Origin of the sequence: Anatilimnocola floriformis, from assembly GCF_024256385.1 — a bacterium.
Lineage (GTDB): Bacteria > Planctomycetota > Planctomycetia > Pirellulales > Pirellulaceae > Anatilimnocola > Anatilimnocola floriformis.
In genome coordinates, this window is sequence record NZ_JAMLFW010000001.1 from 2337858 (window position 1) to 2356768 (window position 18911).

An 18911-nucleotide genomic window follows, 5' to 3' on the forward strand; every position below is an offset into this window, starting at 1 on the left:
CGGCGGGTGACAACTTTACAATGGGCCGTTTGCTGAATTCACGGAAGCAAGCATAGGCGGGGAAGGACGATGGGGCTTTTGGACTGGGTGAGCGGACGGGTTTTCAAGTTCGTCCACGGCAACAACCTTGTTTACAACACCTGCTGGGAGGACCCGCGCCTCGACCGGGTGGCCCTCAATTTGGGGCCGCAGGACAACGTGCTGGTGATCACGTCGGCGGGCTGCAACGCCCTCGACTACGCCATTTGCGGGCCGAACCATGTGCACGCGGTCGACATGAACCCGCGGCAAAACGCCCTGCTCGATCTGAAAAAGTCGGGCATTCAGCACCTAGAATACGAAGACTTTTTCCAGTTCTTCGGTCAGGGCTATCATCCGAACGCCCGCAAGGTCTATCAAGACAAGCTCCGCACCGCCTTGCCGCAGTGGTCGCGCAATTATTGGGACCGCTGGATCAAGTTCTTCTGCGACAAGAACCGCAGCTTTTATTTCCGCGGCACGAGCGGCCAATTTGCCCGTGCCATCAAGATTTACACCGACCGCATCATTCGCGTTCGGCCGTTGATCGACGCCGCCCTCGACGCCACGTCGATTGAGGAACAGCGCGAAATCTACGACAAGCAGTTGAAGGCCAAATTCTGGTCGCGGCCGATGAAATTTGCCATGAACCGCGACACCACGCTGTCGATGGTCGGCGTGCCGAAGGCGCAGCGACGGCAAGTTGAGAAGCAGTACGAAGGTGGCATTCTGAAGTTTGTGCAGGACAGCGTGGAAGCCGTCTTTCGCGATCTGCCGCTGCACGACAATTACTTCTGGCGCGTCTACATGAAGGGGGCCTACACGCCGACCTGCTGCCCGGAATATCTCAAGCCCGACAATTTTCAGAAACTCAAGGGTGGTCTCATCGATCGCGTGACAACGCACACCGACTCGGTGCAAGGCTTCTTGGAACGGCACAACGGCAAGATCTCGCGCTACGTGCTGCTCGATCACATGGACTGGCTCAGCGACAAATTTTTCCCGCTGCTCGAGCTCGAATGGCAGTCGATTTTGGAGCGGGCAGCCCCGAACACGCGCATTCTGTGGCGGAGTGGCGGCTTGCGAACCGACTTCATCGACAAGGTGAATGTGACCGTCGACGGCAAGCAGCGGATGCTGTCGGAGTTCCTCAAGTACCATCCTGATCTAGCCGCCGAACTGCACGCCAAAGACCGCGTTCACACCTACGGCAGCTTCTACATCACTGATTTGGCAGCTTAGTTTTTTGTAGGGTGGCACCCTACGTGGCGAATGAGGGCAACCATGGGCCTGTGGTCCGACTTAAAAATCCTCTACCACCTCGCACTCAAACCGGTGCGCGGCAAGGACCATGCTGCTCGCCTCGAGAATTTTTACTCCGGTCAGGCCGAAGCGTATGACGATTTTCGCAAACGCCTGCTGAAGGGCCGGCGCGAAATGTACACCGGCGTTCCTCTTCCCGAGAACGGCCTGTGGGTCGATATGGGTGGCGGCACCGGCGCGAATCTGGAATACATCGCCGAGAACATTCCGAAGCTGCGGAAGGCGTACATCCTTGATCTGTCGCCATCGCTGCTCACGGTGGCGAACAATCGGATTGCAGCCCGCGAGTGGAAGAACGTCGAAACCGTCGAAGCCGACGCTACGACCTTTCAGCCCGCCGACGGCCCGGCCGATGTCGTCACCTTTTCGTACTCGCTGACGATGATTCCCGATTGGTTCGCCGCCATCGAAAACGCCGCGGCCATGCTCAAGCCGGGCGGCATCCTTGGCGTGGTCGATTTCTACGTCAGCCGCAAATACCCGCGCGACGGCCTGAAGCGTCACGGCTGGTTCACCCGCACCTTCTGGCCCACCTGGTTCGGCATGGATAACGTCTATCCATCCCCCGATCACGTGCCGTTCCTGCATCGACACTTCGAACCGCTGCGCTTCGAAGAAGAAAAGGCGAAGGTCCCCTACGTGCCGCTGGCGCGGATGCCGTACTACGTTTTCGTTGGCAAGAAACGCTAAACAGTCGCCTTTCGCTCCGCGAAAGGACGCGTCTTCTCATCGTGGATTACCAAGGCGAGACACCCCGCGATGAATGTTCCCGAAGACGCCCCTGCTACTTTCCAAGCTGCTTGGAACGCGCACGATATGCAGGCCCTCGGCAGTCTCTTTGAGGAAGACGCCACCTTCGTGAACCGTTTCGGCCATTACGTTCGCGGCGTCGATGCGATTGTGAAAATGCACGTGCCGATTCACGAGACGGTCTATAGCGACTCGACGCAACAGAATGAGCTAATCGACGTCGACCACATCGCCGACGGCGTGGCCGTGATTCATTTTTGGAGCCGCTTGTCGGCCGGCGTCGCACATCCCGCCGGGCCGCATCAAGTCGATACGCTGATTCTCGCTGTGCTCCGAAAACGAAACGACTCTTGGCGCATTCGCTCGCTAGAGAATGTCACGCTAACGAATCCGCGAACGGGCGAAGCCGTCCTGCGCTAGTTTTTGACCGCGCTGAGCCACTCCAGCGGCCGAGGTTGAAAGTTCAGTTCGCGCTTGGCCTTGGCATTTGAGACGCCTCGCATTTGCGTGCCATAGTACACCGCATCAGCGCCGCCTCCTTGAATTGCATCGTCCAACGTAATGCGCGGCGGCGGTGGAGCGCCCAACCATTGAGCGAGCGCCAGCAACCAATCGTGCACGGCGAGCGGTTGATCGTTCGCAATCAGATACTTGCCCGGCTTCCCGATCTCGGCAGCGACAACGGTGGCGATCGCTGCATCTTCGATGTGCAGCCATGACCACACACCAGCGCCATTTCCCACAATCGGAAACTGCTGCTGTCGCACCTGCTGAGCCGCGTCGCCATCGGGATGAAACCAAGTTCCCGGGCCATAGAAAAATCCGTAGCGCAAGACGATTCCTTCGATATTCGCACTCTCCAGCAGTCGCCGTTCGAGTTCGGTAACAATGCCAATGTCGGCTGCAACCGCCGGCGCAGTGGTGTTCGCGAGCGGCGTGTCTTCATCCGCCAATCCAGTGCCCGGACTCGCCCAAAAGGCGATCGACTGTCGCAAGAAACGTCGCACACCAGCCGCCTGGGCCGCCGCGAGTACGTTCGCGCCACCTTCCAGACGAATGCGTTGGTTGAACGCAGCCGCCGCGCGCATCGATTCCGGTGTGTACGTTTTCGGATAGGCCGTGAGTTGTTCAATAACAATCTCCGGCTGAGCGCGACGGATGGCCGACTTCACCGCCTCGGCATCAAACACGTCGGCGATCGCAACTTCGACGCCTTGTGCTTGCAACGCCTGGGCTTTTTCCGGCGAGCGAGTAAGCGCGACGACCTGATGCCCCTTGGCCAGCAATTGCGCGACAAGCGGTCTGCCGACAGCGCCGGTGGCTCCGGCGATGAGAATTTTCATGTGTTCCTATTTCTTCACGGTTTGAAACGAACCCCGGAGTGCCGCCAAAAATGCTTCATCAATGCCGCAGTTTTCGACGGAGAGATGGCGGAGCGTCTTCGAACCACGAAAACCTTCCAGGCCGCGCGCTGTGACTTTGTTGTCGTCGAGATACAGCTGATCGATTGCGGTGAGTCTGGCAAATTGCGCGCCCCCTGCATCGGTCAGTTTGTTCTTTTCCAGATGCAAGATTTGCAGCATGGTGCATTTCGCGAGGGCCGGCGCTGCTTTATCGGACAAGCCGTTTTGACTGAGGTTGAGCCGCCGCAACGATTTGATGGTCGCGAAAACTTCGCATTTTTCGTCGGGAATCTGATTTTCACCCAGCAGCAGATACAGCAGCGACTTGCTCCCCGCGAGTCCATCCAGAAAAGTTCCCTTCAGGTTGGCGCCGGGCACCTCCAGCGATTCGAGTTTCTTCGCTCGGGCAGTGAAGGCCAGATCTGCATCGGTCAAAGGGGTTCGCTCGGACGTGAACGAGGTGAGGTCCGCGAGCCGCGCCGACTTGCCCAGGTTTGTTTTTGGCGACAACTGACAATCAATGAGGTACAGCTCTTTCAACTTCGGGAATGGCTTGAGAATGACGTCGATATCAGCGTCGAGCGTGCATTTCTTCAGCATCAGCCCATTTGTTTTCGGAGCGGCCTGCTGCAGTTCGCGGTTGTCGAATAGAGTCTGACCGGCAAACTTGCCACCTGTGATCGTTGCGTCGAACTCACCATCGACGAAGAGAGATTCCTCGACTTCAATTTTTGGAGCAGGTGGATCTGCGGCTTGCAGTTGGCAGGCGATTGAATTTGCAAGCACAGCCACGAGCAAGAAAAAGAAACGCCTAATCATCGGGTGTTCCTCCGGCAAAAACGCTTAGCGGGGTGATCGCTGTACACGGTGCAAGACAATCAGCGTATCGCCGCGCTGCTCGCCCTGCCAATCCTGCCGATGTAGATCGATCGAACCCGACTTCTCGGTGCTCGCAAAAGACTAGCCCGACAGATCCACATTCAATCCCGCCGTGCCCGTGGGATCTTTTGATTGGCCAGGAGTAGATTCACTGGCTTCTGAGTCGTCTTTTCTCTTCTGTTGGCCGAATTCCCACAAGCGGCGGCCGTCGGCGTCGCGGTCGCCGGCTTTTGATTCTTCTTGCGTTTCGCCGATGCCGGCGGCCCGCTCGGCGTATTCGGCGGCAGCGTCGGCGTGGCTTTTTTCTGTGGTCGCGGTTTGCGTTTTTTCGGTGTCGCTGGTCCGCTGTGTTGTGGGAGAAGCGGCCAAACTGCTAACGTTGCCGAGAGAACCAATGCTCATGTCAGCCCCTCCAGGGTTCTGATTGCTGCTGAAAGAATTAGAACTTAACTCGCTAGTGGCTGGCAACGTGAAAAATGCCTGCTTAGGTGTTTCCAGTCGCGGTTGCTAAATCGTTGGGCTAGAGATAGAAAGGCTGAACTGGTTCAAATCGATTGCCAATTATGAGTGTTGAAATGGCTGAATCTGCCGCCGAAGAAGATCCGACGAGCCAACTAGTGAGGGACCGCTCTCCGGAGCCGGGTTTACGCCGAAAACAGATCATAAATGCTGTTTTGATAGTTTTTACGGCTGCAGTAATCACTGCAACTATTGCGGTAGCCCAAACTGACACGAAGTATTTTGGGTCATTAGCGTTTTTGAAAACACCCATCATAGGATTGCTCGCAGGTGCCTCACTCGGTGCCGCCGCGGCTACGATTCCCGAAATTTACCCAATGAAGAAAGAGCTCGATACGCTTTCGTCATTGCAGGTTCAGCGTGCGACAGAGCGCATGGCATCCGAGCCAGAAAAGGCACAGCCTGCCTGGGAACTTGCGAGAAGTACTCTGCAACTATACTTCAACCGCAATCTATCCCAGGTCAACTCGATATTTTATTTAGCGACAGCGGTTATGGCCGGCGGGTTCATATTGATTGGCTACGGTGTCTGGCTCGCAATGAACTATAAGGAGTCGGCAGCTGGGCCCATCCTCGCAGGTGCAGCAGGAGTTCTTTCACAGTTCATCGGAGCGACATTCCTGTTTATTTACAAGTCGACGTTGCAGCAAGCGGATAAGTTTGTTCAGCAACTCGAACGTATGAATACAATTGGAATGGCAATGCAGATACTCGACACAATGCAAAATGACGCAAGTGAAAGCAACTTGAAAGACAAAACAAAAGCGAAGCTAATTGATCTCTTCGTTCGACACGCGCACTCAGATCAAGGCTCCGTACAGTCGCCGCTGCCGGGGCTTTCAGCAACTTCGGCCCCATGAAAAAGCTTTGGGGTAGTCGGTCTGTTTGTTTGGCGTTCGCGCATAAGAAAAACCATGCCTCGGGCTCGCAAGTTAGTTCGCTGCCGATTTCTCCCTTATTCGCAGGTTCGTACTGGTCAGCCACCAGAAGGTGTGCGGTGGATCGACGTGAGTAGCCGCGGCGAAACACCGCTCGACACGCTCAGTCCGTTCTACGCGCATGGCGGCTTGCCGATTCCCGGCAGGCCCAACGAGCGAGCCGATTCCGTTGAAGGAATCTGGCAAGGGCTGAAGGTGATCCGCGGCAAAATCGCGCCCCGTTTTTTCGAGGGTGGCGGGCAGAAGCGAGTCGGCAAACCGCTCGGGCATCAGTGGGGCGACTCGCCGCGATTGCTCGACATCGTCGAAGCCCGCCGCAAGATCTACATTCCGGCTTATGAGTGGATGCTCGAGCAGCGCGTGGATCCCGCCGTTCTGCAGCAATTCATCGACCAGGCCTTTCGCGGTGTGCCTCAGTACTTCTACGATCGAGAGGACAACGGCTCGATCGGCAAGGATCAACCGCTCGCACATGCGAGCATTTTGGTTGCTTGGCTGAATCGCAAAATCGAGGCGGAACTCGGGGGAGAATGACTGTGGCAATTCGCGGCGTGATTTTTGATCTCGATGGCACGCTGGTCGATTCGCAACTGGACTTCGACCTGATGCGGCAAGAAATGGAGCTGCCGCCGGAGATGGCCATTCTCGAGGCCCTCACCAAATTGCCCGCCGATCATGCGGAGCGCTGCCGGCAGATTTTGCATCGGCACGAGCAGGCCGGGGCCGATCGTTCGCAGTTGTTGCCCGGCGTGCGCGAAGTTTTGGAGAGTGTCACGCGGCAGCGTTGGCATCAAGCGATCGTCACTCGCAATAGTCGGCCTGTGACCGAAGCGACGCTCCGCGGTGTGGCTTTGCATTTTTCGCATGTGATGACGCGCGACGACGGCCCGGTCAAGCCGCATCCTTGGCCGATCGAACGGCTGTGCCACGAGTGGCAAGTGAATCCGGCCGAAGTCGTAATGATCGGCGATTATCGCTTCGATATCGAATGCGGCCGCGCGGCGGGAGCGCGGACGGTGCTTCTGACCGGCACGGATGATCCGAAGTCGTATGAAAATAGCGAACAGGCCGATCTGGTGCTGAGTTCGCTGGCCGATCAAACGGTATTGCTCGATTGGCTCGCAGGTTTGTAATGTCGTCTTGCGACGCCGCTGACAAGGGTGGCGCAGCAGAGCCACCTCGACGCAAACGCGGTAGCATGGTTAAAATGTTCGGTTTGCACAAACTATTCGATCCTCAAGAACCACGGATCTGAGCTGCGATATGACTCGCCGCGTTGTCATCACTGGAATTGGACTTGTTAGCCCGCTGGGAAACTCGGCGGAGGCCCTGTGGGATGCGCTCGCCAATGAGCGGAGCGGCGTGGCCGAGCTGACGAGCATTCCGAGCGATTCGCTCCCTACGCGCTACGGCGCCGAGGCCCGTGGGTTCACTGCGGCCATCGAAGATTTCGGGCCGCTCGAAAAGAAGATGTCGCGCGACATCAAAAAGAATCTCAAGGTGATGTGCCGCGAGATTCAAATGGGCGTAGCCGTGGCCCAACTCTGCATCACGCACGCAGGGCTGAAGCTCGACGCCATCGATCGCGACCGCCTGGGCGTGCTGTACGGCAGCGACTATTTGCTGACGCTGCCAGGTGAGTTCGCCGCCGGCGTGAAGAACTGCGTGAACGACAACGGCGAATTCGATTTCACCCGTTGGGCCGACCAAGGTTTGCCCGCCGTGGAGCCGCTGTGGCTGCTCAAGTATCTGCCGAACCTGCCAGCTGCCCACGTGGCGATTTTCAACGATCTGCGCGGGCCGAATAACTCGCTCACCTGCCGCGAAGCTTCGTCGAACCAAGCGGTGGCCGAGGCATATCACACCATTGAGCGCGGCCATGCCGATCGGATGCTCGCGGGCGCCACTGGCACGCGGATTCATCCTTCGCGGTCGATTCACGTCCAAATTCAAGAGGCGATTGCCTCGGGCGACGATCCGGCCAAGCTCAGCCGTCCCTTCGACGCGGCCCGCAATGGTCAGGTGATCGGCGAAGGGGCCGCGTGCATTTTGCTGGAAGAACTTTCGGCCGCCGAGGCCCGCGGCGCGACGATTATCGCCGAAGTCATCGGCAGCGCGTCGTCGATTGTGGCCGATCGCGACAGCAATCCCGACGAAAAGACGGCCATCGCCAACGTTGTGAAGCAATGCTTGAAGAGCGCGAAGCTGCAACCCAGCGAGGTTGGCCATATTCACGCTCACGGGCTGTCTGACGTGCGGCGCGATAAGCTCGAAGCCCAAGGAATTGCCGCCGCCCTCGGCGCGGCTGCCGACAAGGTGCCGGTCACCGCGGCCAAGAGCTACTTCGGCAATCTTGGTGCCGCCGGTGGCTTGGTCGAACTGATTGCCAGTGCGCTGGCCCTGCAGAATGGCTCGCTGTTCCCGATTCAAACGCTGGAAAATCTCGATCCAGAATGCCCGATTCGGCCCGCCAAGCGCGGCGATTCGGCCGGAGAGACCTGCATTAATCTGAGCGTCACGCCGCAAGGTCAGGCGAGCGGAATCACCATTCGCCGCTGGGCAAAGTAGCGGTTAAATTCCCAGCGTCGCGCGAGTCGCGAGCCAGACTTTGGCTCGCCAACTCAAGCCGACGCGTTTTTCAAAGACAACGTTCGGCTGGCGTTCAATTTTCTGCAGCAGTCCGAAATAGGTCTGGTGCATCAACCAATAAAGTCGCCGCGCGGGTTGCGGAATCAGCGGCATGGCTTGCCAAGCCGATTGATACAGCTCGCGCGCACGGGCCGCTTCGAAGCGAATAAGCTCAGCCGTCTGGGAACTCGCTCGGCAGGCCAGAATGTCTTCTGCCGAGACGCCGAAGCGGGCCATTTCATCGCGCGGCAGGTAGATCCGTCCGAGTTCCGCATCGGCACGAACGTCACGGAGAATGTTCGTCAGCTGCAGAGCCAGGCCGCAATCGATGGCTGGTTGGGTGGCTGCGGGATCATTGCAGCCCCAGATTTTCATGCAGGCGAGGCCAACGCTGGAAGCGACGCGCAAGCAATACTCGCGGAGCTCATCCCAGTTGGCGTAGATGCTCGGCTCGAGGTCCATCGCGCAGCCATCGAGCAGATCGATGAGCGGCTGTGGCGGTATTCTATAACGCTCGATCGTATCCGCGAGCGCAGGAAACACTCCTGTGCTCGTATTTCCTCGCAGCGTTTCTTGTAGCTGTTCGCGAAATGCAACCAGGCCCTGCAAGCGATCGGTCGAGGAAGCTTCGTTATCAACGATATCATCGGCTTCGCGGGCGAAAGCGTAGAGCGCATCCATGCCGCAACGTTGTGGTTCGGGAAGGAGCCAGAAGGCGCGGCCAAGGTTCGATTTGGCGCGAAGAACGATGGCGCGGCAGTGGGCGTAGCTGGCGTCGAAAGAGAGTTGGTCAGGCCGCACGCATCATTCCTGTCCCCTCGCCCCTGTACTCAGGGGAGAGGGTTAGGGTGAGGGGCCGAACTGCAAGTGGACGTCAATCCTGCTTCAGCCCCTCACCCCGGCCCTCTCCCCTGAGTACAGGGGCGAGGGAGTAAATTCCATTTAATCCGCAGCCGCACCCTTCGGATACGAACCGAGCACGCTCAGCTTATCCGTTTTCTTGGCCAGCGCGGCGAGGGCGCTCTTCACTTTCGAATCGGCTTGATGGCCTTCGAGTTCGACGAAGAACAGGTATTCGTTCTTCATGTTCGGCATCGGGAACGATTCGATCCAGGTCATGTTCAAACCACCGCGTTTGAAGACGGCCATGGCGTCGGCTAGAGCGCCGGGCTTGTGCGGGATGGCGAACATCACCGAGGTCTTGTCGCGGCCGCTGCGCTTCGGCGCTTCGCCGCCGATAACGGCAAAGCGGGTGACGTTGTTCTTGTTGTCTTCGATGTTGGCGTCGATCACGTTCAAGCCGTAGTTCAAACCGGCTTCGTAGCTGGCGACGGCGGCGGCGCCCGGTTTATCGACGGCGATTTGAGCGGCAGTGGCGGTGCTGGTGACTTCGACCGTGCGAATGCTCGGCAGGTTCTTGGCCAGCCAATCGCGACACTGCGAGAGAGCCTGCGGCTTGCTGTAGACCTCGGTGATTTGCGAGCGGACGCATTTGCCAAGGAGGCAGTGATGGATTTTGAGTTGCACTTCGCCGGTAATCTGCAGCGGCACGCGGGCGAACATATCGAGCGTGTCGACCACGCGTCCGTCGGTCGAGTTTTCGATCGGCACGATGCCGTAGTTCACTTCGCCGACGCTGACTGCTTCGAAGACGGCCTTGATGGTCGCGAGCGGCAACAGATCGGTGGAATCGCCAAACTTGGCGATGCCGGCCAGGTGGCTGTAGCTGAACTTCGGTCCGAGATAAGCAATCCGCTGCGGCTGCACGAGGGCCCGCGCTTGGCCTTGCAGTTCGCGCCAGATGTTTCGCAGGCCGGCTTCGTTCAACGGCCCTTTGTTCTGCTCGAGCAGCTTTTGAATCGCGCCGTCCTCTTCCGACATATCGTGCAGCTGGCCACCCTCTTGGTGGCGGGCGCGGGCCAGCTTCTGGGTGATCCGCGTGCGATCGCTGATGAGCTTGAGCAGGTCGCGATCGACGCGCTCCAATTCCTTGCGTGCGGCGGCTGCCGACGGTCCCGAGTTGGCGTTCTTTTTGCTCATGATTAGCTGGTGCAGGAGAGAGGTAGCGGTTCGCAGGGTGCCGAGCAGAATCAACCTTGTAATGAGCTAGCGGGAGGGTGTCAACCAACCGAGCGGCCGGCGGTGGATCTGCCACTACGGAAATTGTAATTCAGGGAATGCCATGCGGCTTTGTGCCGGACCCGAGTTGATCTGGCCAAGCGAAGTTGCATCCACCCGATTTAGCTACAATAAATTGCAATATAGATCACCCAATATCACAGCTAAATTTGTCCTTAAGTAGTTTTATTGAAATATCTTACGTCGTTTTTCGTCGTTCGCATTGCTTGCAATATTATGGGGGTATGAAAGTGGGGTGTGACTGGGCGGATTTGCTGCCGATTCGCTCGAGCACCCAGCGGTAGGGCGGCCGGGCAAAGGCAATTGTCAATTTGGCAGCGACAAAGGTGTCTGCCGACTGCCAAAGAGATTTTTCAGATTCCAGCGACTCCGCAAATCTTTGCTAATGCTTGGCTTAGGAAAATCAGCACAGGTGCCAGCAGAGTTCGGCATGGCCTTTGCTTTTTCTGGGCCCCGTCAATCCTGTGCTTCAGACCAGGCATGAGTTGCGTTTGAACTCGTCCCCGGCTGCAGCAACGGATTTTCAAAAACTACTAATTACGCCGCGGAGTTTATCCACGGCTTTTCCAAAACAGTTCCTGCAACATTTAGAAGAGGCATTCAAACTATGGCAGCTGGCGAAAAAATCATTGGCATCGACCTGGGTACGACGAACTCTGTCGTTGCGATCATGGAAGGGTCCGAACCCAAAGTGATCGCTAATGCGGAAGGCAATCGCCTCACGCCCAGCGTCGTCGGTTTTACGGATAAAGGGGAGACGGTCGTTGGCGAACCGGCCAAACGGCAAGCCGTGACCAACCCCACCAAGACCGTGTACTCGGTCAAACGCTTCATGGGCCGTCGTCACTCGGAAGTTGAATCCGAAGAGAAGATGGTTCCCTATAAGGTGACCGGCGGCTCGCAAGAGTACGTGAAGATCAAGGTCGGCGAAAAAGAAATGACGCCGCAAGAGATCTCCGCGCTCGTCCTGCGTAAGCTGAAGGAAGCGGCCGAGGCTTACCTGGGTCACAAGGTGAATAAAGCCGTGATCACTGTTCCGGCTTACTTCAACGATGCCCAACGGCAAGCGACGAAGGACGCTGGTCAGATCGCCGGTCTCGAAGTCGCTCGTATCATCAACGAACCGACCGCGGCCGCGCTGGCTTATGGCCTCGACAAGAAGAAGAACGAAAAGATCGTCGTGTTCGATCTCGGTGGCGGTACGTTCGACGTCTCCGTCCTCGAAGTGGTCGGCAGCGATGAAGATGGCGGCGGCAAGCAACTGTTCCAGGTCATCAGCACCAACGGTGATACGCACCTCGGTGGTGACGACTTCGATGAAGCCCTGATCCACTACGTGGCCGGCGAGTTCCAAAAGGAACAAGGCGTCGACCTGCGTAAGGATCCGATGGCGCTGCAACGTCTGCAGGAAGCCTGCGAAAAGGCGAAGAAGGAACTGAGCTCGTTGCCGTCGACCGACATCAACCTGCCGTTTATCACGATGGCTGGTGGCGTGCCGAAGCACTTGACGATGACCATCACGCGTTCGAAGTTCGAAGAGCTGACCGATTCGCTGATCGAGCGCTGCCGCAAGCCAGTGCTGCAAGCGATGAAGGACGCCAACCTGAAGCCGGGCGACATCGACGAAGTCGTGCTCGTCGGCGGTAGCACGCGTATTCCGAAGGTGCAGAAGCTCGTCAAAGACGTCTTCGGCAAGGATCCGCACAAGGGTGTGAATCCCGACGAAGTGGTCGCGGTAGGCGCTGCCATTCAGGCGAGCGTGCTGGCCGGCGAACGCAAGGACGTGCTGTTGCTCGACGTTACCCCGCTGACTCTCGGCATCGAAACCGAAGGTAGCGTGATGACGGCGATCGTCGAAAAGAACACCACCATTCCGTTCAAGTCCCAGAAGGAATTCAGCACGGCCGCCGACAGCCAGTCGAGCGTGCAAGTGCGTGTGTTCCAAGGCGAACGGAAGATGGCGACTGACAACCGGTTGCTGGGCGAGTTCAATCTCGACGGCATTCCGCCGGCCCCGCGTGGCATGCCGCGCATTCAAGTGACGTTCGACATCGACGCGAACGGCATCTTGGATGTTTCGGCCCGCGAAATGGGAACCGGCAAACAAGCGAACGTGCGGATCGAGCAATCGTCGGGCTTGTCGAAAGACGAGATCGAAAAGATGCGTCGCGACGCCGAAGCGCATGCCGACGAGGACAAGCAACGGCTTGAACTCGCGAACCTGCGGAACCAGGCCGACAACATGTGCTACTCGCTCGAGAAGCTCATGAAGGAAAACGCCGACAAGCTGCAGGACAGCGACAAAGAACCGTTGCAAAAGGCCATCGACAGCACTCGCGAAAAAGCCAAGGGGACCGATGTGGCGGCTATCAAGTCGGCCGTCGAAAGCCTCGAAGCTGCTTCGCATGCCTTCAGCAAGATGCTGTACGAAAAGACCGGCGCTGCTGGCGGCGAAGGCGCCGAAGGCGGTCCTGCCCCCGGCCCGCAAGCCAGCAAGAAGGGTGACGACGACGTCATCGAAGGCGAGTTCGAAGTGAAGAAGTAAGTAGGCGAAGTCACTCCGTGACTCGCAACACTGGTTCGGCCGCTTGAGGCCGAACCTAAAACCAAACCCGCCCGCTCGGCCAAACCGTGGCGGGCGGTTGTGTTTCTTGCCAGTCAACTAATAGATAACCAACTTCCCCGCCGGCCATTCACCAATCCACCCGCAGGGAAAGTGTCCCGCTTCGTAGACTAAAAGCAGTTCGTGGAAGAAGAAGCAGCGGTGTCCGGTGCTGAGGTACGATTCTTCGGTGAGCGCGAGCAGGATATCCCACTTAATGGTGTGCAAGAGTTCGTCCGGCAGATTGCGGGAGTCGAAGCACGGCTTCCAATGCGTGTCGATCAATGACGCCAAGATTACTTTGTGCTGATCGACTCGGTTATTCCATTCCTGAAATTCTTTGCGTGCATGGACGTGTAACCAACCTGAGAGTTGATTCCGGGCTTCAAGTTGGGCGTTCTCCCACTCAGCCTCCTGACACGAGGCAACCGCTTCCTTCCAACTGGCGACTTGCACCACTGGCATCGTCAAATCGAGCACTGCCGGCTTTCCGCAGTTCGCAAACCAATCGATCGCTTTAAGCCGTTCGGCAATGTCCGTCTTGGCGAACTGATGCTTGGAAACGAAGTCATTCGATTGCGGCTCGTAGACGCGTTTGCTTTGCAACGTCAGAAACTCCTCCATCTCCGCAGGAGTGAGCTGCTTCTTCGCGAGCAGTTCGGCCAGTCGTTCATTGGTTGATTGCTTCATCGCTAAACGCCTCTGCTTGCTAAATTTTCCCTGCTCTTCTTCGCCTCGAAGATAGAAGTACGCGACCGATCCTCCGGCCGCGAGCAGTGCAGCAGCAGCGATCAATAGCTTGCGACGAGTCGACATGTAGTCCGGGATTGCATGAGAGTTTTGGATAGTTCTTCGCGACGTGTGACCAAAGTTGTCCGGCGATGGATTTCAATTACTAGTACTTTAACCAGGCCGACGAAGTGTGCTACTCGCTTGAGAAACTTTTGAACGAGAACGCCACAAGGCTCATGACAGCGACGGAGATCAGAAACGCCGAAGCTGCTGTGGCCCTGCTCCTGGCCAGCAAGAAGGCAACTACGACGTCGGCGAAGGGGAGTTTGAAGTCAAGAAATAACGAAGGCGAGTCACTCGGTGACTCGCCACGTTTGAATCTAGCGATAGTCGCAATGCTCGCTGACTAGCGGCCAACCGAGATGCCCCAGTGGACACTGCCCGGCGGCGGACCACGGTGGTAGTGATTGTGGTAATAAGGTCCGCCCCAGTAGTAAGGAGGCGGCGGCGGATAGTACGCCGGGTAGACGTGCTCGACGACCACGGGGCGAGCCACCGGCGGCGGAGGAATCGCGGCCGAGTAAGCCGCGTTGTAGCGGGCTTGCGAGGTCGGAGCTTGCTGCATGGCTTGCAGCACCGAGTCCGACACGCCTTGGTTGCGGAGATAGATGAGGTCGTTGACCTGCAGCTGCTGTGTCACGCCGTTGGCGCGCACGTGGCTGGCGATCACATCTTCGCTGAGACCAGCGCGGGACATGGCGACTACATCTTGCGGAGTGACAGCGCCCTTTACAGCTTGAGCACCAGCACCTTGAGCGTAGCCTTGTTGAGCCGCTTGTTGCGTGGCAACAGCGCGGTCGTTATCGATTCCTTCGCCGACGGCATTGCCGGCAATCGCGCCGATCGCGCCACCGATCAAGCCACCAGCGAGAGCGTTCTGGCTCTTGTTGCCGATGGCGGCGCCGAGGCCAGCGCCACCGAGGCCGCCAAGGATCGTGCCGTTGCGTTGATAGTTCGGCGTTTGGCAACCGCCCGACACTGTGGTGGTGAGGGTCACGCCAATGGCGAGGACAATAATGATGAGCGACTTCATGTCTGCTTCTCGCTTCGAAATCCGTGACAATCGAGAATCGTCTATTACCGACATCCGGCACCTTGTTCGCTAGCAAACCAACGAGCATTTGCAGGGTTGCAAATCGTCGTCTTTGCGGACTGGCGAGTCAAGGTGAAATAGCGGTTCGGCAGTAGCGTTTCAAATTTCTGCTAGCGGCGAACCAGGCGAGCAGGATGCTCCTCCTTATGTATCGACGCGGTCGAACCTCAGAGACCAATCCGGAATGACGGATTTGACGAGGCGCGGTTGCGAAAAGTGGTGGAGTGACAGCAGTAGTATTGCTGGCGCAGAAATAACTTCAGCGGCGATCGCTATGGAGGCGGTTGTGCAGTCTCGGTAGACTCTGCCGGCTCGCGGGTAGTCTGCGGACTCGGCAGTCCGTGCCACGGGTTCGTTTGTTTCCTTAGAAAACGGTTGTAGCTGGTCGAAGGATTATTTCGGGGAGCGGCCTCTTATTCATGTAAGAGTTCACTCAATGCCCGGTACTTGCTCTAGGTTCCACCTCGGGCGGTAGCGGCTTGTGCTCCTTCCCGCCTAATACTCCTCAGGATTGCATTCGCGTGTTTTTCGTTCGGCAAAATTCAGTTCGTTGGCTGCTCGCGATATTGCTATCGTGCGTTGCTCTGCTGGCCGCTCGGCCCGCTGCTGCGCAAGGTGGCGGCTATTTTCAGCCGCAGCAATTTTCGTCGAACGCCAATTCGCCAGACTTCATGCCAGCGTCGCTGCTGCAGGATCCGCTGCCAGCGCCGGGGCCCACGACGTTGCCCGATACGCAAGTGAATGGGCAAACGCCGCAGGTCAATGGCCAGCCGCAACAGTTCTTCGATATGGATGAGTATCTCGACTCCCATCCCGACTTCGTCGCGGGAGGTGAGCAATGGGACTGGGTGCTGTTGCCGACGTCGATCATTTATCGCTCGTACCTGGCTGGCGCCAAAGAGTCGCGCTATGGCGCGCAGATTATTCACGAAACCGATCACTATGCCCTGTGGGATGCCACACTCGGTACTCGCGTGGGTCTGCTCCGCTACGGCAATCAGAGTGTCTTCAATCCTGAAGGTTTTCAGATCGATGCCGAAGGCTCGGCGCAGGTGCGGCTTGATATCCGCAACAACGTCGATGTGCAGGCCGTCGATTTTCGTGGCGGCGTGCCGCTGACGTATGGCATTGGCCCGCACCGCTTCAAGTTTGGTTACTACCACTTGAGCTCGCACTTGGGTGACGAGTTCCTGCTGAAGAATCCGACTTACAACCGCCTGAATTTTGCTCGTGACGTGCTGATCAGCGGCTATTCGTACTTCTGGACCGAGAAGCTCCGCTTCTACGGTGAAGTCGGCTGGGCGTTTTACACCGACGTGACCGAGCCGTGGGAACTGCAGTTCGGCGTCGATTGGGCGCCACAGAAACCCACCGGTTTCCGCGGCGAACCGTTCTTCGCCGTGAACGTGCACCTGCGAGAAGAACTGAACTTCAGCGGCAACTTTACCGCTCAGATCGGCTGGGCTTGGGTCGGCAATCAGAATGCCCACATGCTCCGCATGGGTCTGCACTACTTCAACGGCGGCAGCAGCGAGTTCTCGTTCTACCGCGAAAATGAACAGCAGATCGGCGTCGGCGTTTGGTACGACTTCTAAGGTGATTGAGGAACGACCTCAATCGCGATTCCGCTGAACTGGGCCACGAAGTCCTTCAGCGGAATCTGGCTGATCCCTTCCACGCGCGGATAGCCGTGCTCGGAGTTGGGTTCGCCCTTCGGCGTGAAGGTGTTGCCGAACGGATTCCAAACTTTCACGCGATCGGTCTCGCTGTCGTAGCCGAGCAGTGCATAGGCATGATTGCCGGTGATGCCGGGCATCGTGGCTTTGTCGGTGCCGGTGGTCATGCGGCGTTTCGCTTTGGTGGCGACGACAAGTGCTTCGCGAAACTCTTTCAGCTTGGCCTCTTTCTCTTCTGCCGAAAGCTTGTCGTCCTTGGCAAACTTGCACGAGTGCCGAACGATTTCATTGCCGGTGATGTAGGCCAGAATCGTTCCCGCCGAACCGCCTCTAGCTAGAGCATCGATTGATGAGCCGGCGCGATCGGCTTCTGCTTTGGCATCGTTGCGGAGACTGCCGAGGGCCTTTTCGTAAACGTTGACCCAAATGCCTTGGTCTTCGTTCGTTGCCGTGCGAGCGAGTTCGGTGTCGGTCGGTGGTGTGATGATGACCGTATTCTTGCCGAGCGTGACGCGGATCTTGCCGTCGTCGAGCTTCTTGAACATTGCGACCACATCCTTAGGATCGTGACTCAGCACCGAGCCGAGCGGCGCGAGGCAGAAGCAATTGCCGAGGCGACCTTGATGCAACGTATCCAATCGTGGCTCGCCGCCGACGAACAGCTCTCGGCTGGTGAGCTTTTCGAGCCGGCTCACTCCCTGAGCATACATGCCGGCGATGTCGGGCTTGTCGGCGGCCGGTTTGCCTTTGGCAAACTCGGTGATCTTCTCTTTGTTCAGCGTCGGATCGTTGTACTTCGGACTGCGCGAAACGCGCTTGAGCGCGGCCAGCGCCGCCGCTGCCTTGCCGGTAACCTTCGCATCGTCGGCAGCCAAGTCGATTTCGCCTGCCGATAGAACGCCATCGCTATCGCGATCCCAGCCGGCAAAGTTCTGCTCGATCTGCTGCAGAAACTCATCCGCAGTCGCTGCTTCCAAAGTGGCCGAAACGAACAGGCAGCCGAGCAGGGCCAACACCGCGGCGAGATGAATCTTCATGAGCGTCCTACGCTGGATCGGTAACAATTTCTTCGATGGTCAGGTGACAGAAAAATTGTAACCAGCGATTCGCTTTTCAACGACTGGCAATCGCAGGCCGATCGGCCGATAATTGCCTCATCTCATCGACCCAATTCTGCGGCGCCTATGCATTCCCTTCTCGCGGCCACTGTCCTGATTCTCGCCGAAGAGGCTAAAAAGCCGCTTATTATGCGACTCGATGGCGCGATGCGGGCCAAAGTGCTCGCCGCGCTGGCGGGGTTGGTTATTCTTGGATTCTTAATGATCGCGCTCACTTGGCTCGGCGCGCGCATGACTCGCCGTTACATGGGACCAAAGCTCAAGCCATTGTCATCGGCGCCTGCTCGCGATGATGAATGGACGAGGCCGCCGGAAGAAGAAGATTAGCCGAGCACTAGAAATGCCAACGAAAAAGGCTGAGCCACTTTCGCAGCCCAGCCTGGTTTTTTTGATCTGTTGAACTCTCACGAGTTCCGTCGCGACTAACCTTCCCAAGGACCCTTGCCGGCCTTGATCAGTTCGCCGAAGCTCTTGCCGCTGGCCGACTTTTCGGCTTCGGCCTTTTCCAGACCTTCGACAATGTACTTCTTCGACTTTTCTGGATCGGCCTTCACGGCTTCGAAGTCGGCCTTGGTCAGGTACTTCCCGACGGCCTTGCCGTAGGCATTGCGCATCTTCTTGCTCGTCCCCTCGTGGCAGACGTTGCACTTGGCCGTGCCAGCAGCGTCCTTGAGCGAGGCCGGAGCGCTATCCGGCAAGTACTTGGCCTTCCATTCCTTGTCGAACGGCGGCAGTGCCGAAGCCGAGCTCAGGCCGAGGGCCAGGACAAACGCGCCGAACACCAGCGTCAAACAAACTTTCTTCATCCATTTTCTCCGCAGAATTAGGAACTGCCACTGCAGGCACGATGCCTACCGTCGCGACCGGCGCGACGAAAATTGGTGGGTGGGGACTACGGGCAGCAACCATAGTAAAACTGGCAAAACAGGCAATGTCAACCAAGGCAGCAGGCTGGGCAGCTTTGGATGTAACTTTAACCTGTGTTTCGGCTGAGCAGCGTTTTCACCGTACGCAGCCCACAGTAAATCGGTTG

General features: G+C 57.7%; 19 protein-coding genes. 10 read left to right on the forward strand and 9 right to left on the reverse strand.

Translation table 11 applies throughout. The annotated features are described in order from the left end of the window. The first annotated feature begins 69 nt into the window (after positions 1 to 69). The 3 genes from M9Q49_RS09225 (at position 70) to M9Q49_RS09235 (ending at position 2511) form a co-directional block, all read left to right on the forward strand. Positions 70 to 1260, forward strand: a complete 1191-nt coding sequence (locus tag M9Q49_RS09225; RefSeq protein ID WP_254508433.1) for a DUF3419 family protein — start codon at positions 70 to 72, stop codon at positions 1258 to 1260. Between the two features lie 42 nt (positions 1261 to 1302). After that, positions 1303 to 2031 carry a class I SAM-dependent methyltransferase gene (locus M9Q49_RS09230; RefSeq protein ID WP_254508434.1) on the forward strand — a complete coding sequence of 243 codons (729 nt, stop codon included), beginning with the start codon at positions 1303 to 1305 and terminating at the stop codon, positions 2029 to 2031. 69 nt (positions 2032 to 2100) lie between these two features. Continuing rightward, entirely contained in the window at positions 2101 to 2511 is a 411-nt protein-coding gene (locus M9Q49_RS09235; RefSeq protein ID WP_254508435.1) for an SgcJ/EcaC family oxidoreductase, read from the forward strand. Here M9Q49_RS09235 and M9Q49_RS09240 read toward each other — a convergent pair. The 3 genes from M9Q49_RS09240 to M9Q49_RS09250 all read right to left on the reverse strand — a co-directional run bounded on the left by M9Q49_RS09240 (position 2508) and on the right by M9Q49_RS09250 (position 4775). Further along, positions 2508 to 3434: an NAD-dependent epimerase/dehydratase family protein gene (locus M9Q49_RS09240; protein ID WP_254508436.1), complete on the reverse strand. Its 927-nt coding sequence runs from the start codon at positions 3432 to 3434 to the stop codon at positions 2508 to 2510. The two genes, M9Q49_RS09235 and M9Q49_RS09240, sit on opposite strands and share 4 nt — an antisense overlap. A gap of 6 nt (positions 3435 to 3440) precedes the next feature. Beyond that, positions 3441 to 4313 (reverse strand): leucine-rich repeat domain-containing protein, encoded by an 873-nt coding sequence (locus M9Q49_RS09245; RefSeq protein ID WP_254508437.1) that lies wholly within the window; start codon positions 4311 to 4313, stop codon positions 3441 to 3443. 141 nt (positions 4314 to 4454) lie between these two features. Then, the gene (locus tag M9Q49_RS09250) at positions 4455 to 4775 is read right to left on the reverse strand and encodes a hypothetical protein (protein WP_254508438.1); all 321 of its coding nucleotides are present in this window, start codon (positions 4773 to 4775) and stop codon (positions 4455 to 4457) included. 173 nt (positions 4776 to 4948) lie between these two features. Between M9Q49_RS09250 and M9Q49_RS09255 the strand changes: the two genes are divergently transcribed. The 4 genes from M9Q49_RS09255 (at position 4949) to M9Q49_RS09270 (ending at position 8398) form a co-directional block, all read left to right on the forward strand. Continuing rightward, on the forward strand, positions 4949 to 5752 hold the full coding sequence (locus M9Q49_RS09255) for a TRADD-N-associated membrane domain-containing protein (RefSeq protein WP_254508439.1): 804 nt from the start codon (positions 4949 to 4951) through the stop codon (positions 5750 to 5752). A gap of 54 nt (positions 5753 to 5806) precedes the next feature. After that, entirely contained in the window at positions 5807 to 6364 is a 558-nt protein-coding gene (locus M9Q49_RS09260) for a DUF6939 family protein (RefSeq protein WP_254508440.1), read from the forward strand. After that, a complete protein-coding gene (locus M9Q49_RS09265; RefSeq protein WP_254508441.1) occupies positions 6361 to 6963 on the forward strand; it encodes an HAD family hydrolase in 603 nt (200 codons plus the stop codon). Before M9Q49_RS09260 ends, M9Q49_RS09265 begins: the two co-directional genes overlap by 4 nt. Before the next feature lie 130 nt (positions 6964 to 7093). After that, positions 7094 to 8398, forward strand: coding sequence for a beta-ketoacyl-[acyl-carrier-protein] synthase family protein (locus M9Q49_RS09270; RefSeq protein WP_254508442.1), 1305 nt, complete (start codon positions 7094 to 7096; stop codon positions 8396 to 8398). 3 nt (positions 8399 to 8401) lie between these two features. Here M9Q49_RS09270 and M9Q49_RS09275 read toward each other — a convergent pair whose 3' ends face one another. Together M9Q49_RS09275 and pheA are read right to left on the reverse strand one after the other, a co-directional pair. Then, a complete protein-coding gene (locus M9Q49_RS09275) occupies positions 8402 to 9259 on the reverse strand; it encodes a phytoene/squalene synthase family protein (protein ID WP_254508443.1) in 858 nt (285 codons plus the stop codon). A 141-nt stretch (positions 9260 to 9400) separates the two neighbouring features. Beyond that, a complete protein-coding gene (gene pheA / locus M9Q49_RS09280; protein ID WP_254508444.1) occupies positions 9401 to 10498 on the reverse strand; it encodes a prephenate dehydratase in 1098 nt (365 codons plus the stop codon). A 706-nt stretch (positions 10499 to 11204) separates the two neighbouring features. Between pheA and dnaK the strand changes: the two genes are divergently transcribed. Next, on the forward strand, positions 11205 to 13142 hold the full coding sequence (gene dnaK, locus M9Q49_RS09285; RefSeq protein ID WP_254508445.1) for a molecular chaperone DnaK: 1938 nt from the start codon (positions 11205 to 11207) through the stop codon (positions 13140 to 13142). A gap of 117 nt (positions 13143 to 13259) precedes the next feature. Here the strand turns inward: dnaK and M9Q49_RS09290 are convergent, their stop codons facing one another. Beyond that, a complete protein-coding gene (locus tag M9Q49_RS09290) occupies positions 13260 to 13889 on the reverse strand; it encodes a hypothetical protein (protein ID WP_254508446.1) in 630 nt (209 codons plus the stop codon). A 448-nt stretch (positions 13890 to 14337) separates the two neighbouring features. Continuing rightward, complete coding sequence (locus tag M9Q49_RS09295; protein WP_254508447.1) at positions 14338 to 15024, reverse strand: glycine zipper domain-containing protein; 687 nt, start codon at positions 15022 to 15024, stop codon at positions 14338 to 14340. 581 nt (positions 15025 to 15605) lie between these two features. Between M9Q49_RS09295 and M9Q49_RS09300 the strand changes: the two genes are divergently transcribed. After that, a complete protein-coding gene (locus M9Q49_RS09300; protein ID WP_254508448.1) occupies positions 15606 to 16679 on the forward strand; it encodes a DUF1207 domain-containing protein in 1074 nt (357 codons plus the stop codon). Here M9Q49_RS09300 and M9Q49_RS09305 read toward each other — a convergent pair. Continuing rightward, the gene (locus M9Q49_RS09305) at positions 16676 to 17797 is read right to left on the reverse strand and encodes a C2 family cysteine protease (protein WP_254508450.1); all 1122 of its coding nucleotides are present in this window, start codon (positions 17795 to 17797) and stop codon (positions 16676 to 16678) included. The genes M9Q49_RS09300 and M9Q49_RS09305 overlap by 4 nt on opposite strands. A 147-nt stretch (positions 17798 to 17944) precedes the next feature. Between M9Q49_RS09305 and M9Q49_RS09310 the strand changes: the two genes are divergently transcribed. Continuing rightward, complete coding sequence (locus M9Q49_RS09310) at positions 17945 to 18205, forward strand: hypothetical protein (protein ID WP_254508452.1); 261 nt, start codon at positions 17945 to 17947, stop codon at positions 18203 to 18205. 95 nt (positions 18206 to 18300) lie between these two features. Here M9Q49_RS09310 and M9Q49_RS09315 read toward each other — a convergent pair whose 3' ends face one another. Beyond that, complete coding sequence (locus tag M9Q49_RS09315) at positions 18301 to 18684, reverse strand: hypothetical protein (RefSeq protein ID WP_254508454.1); 384 nt, start codon at positions 18682 to 18684, stop codon at positions 18301 to 18303. Between the last annotated feature and the right edge of the window lie 227 nt (positions 18685 to 18911).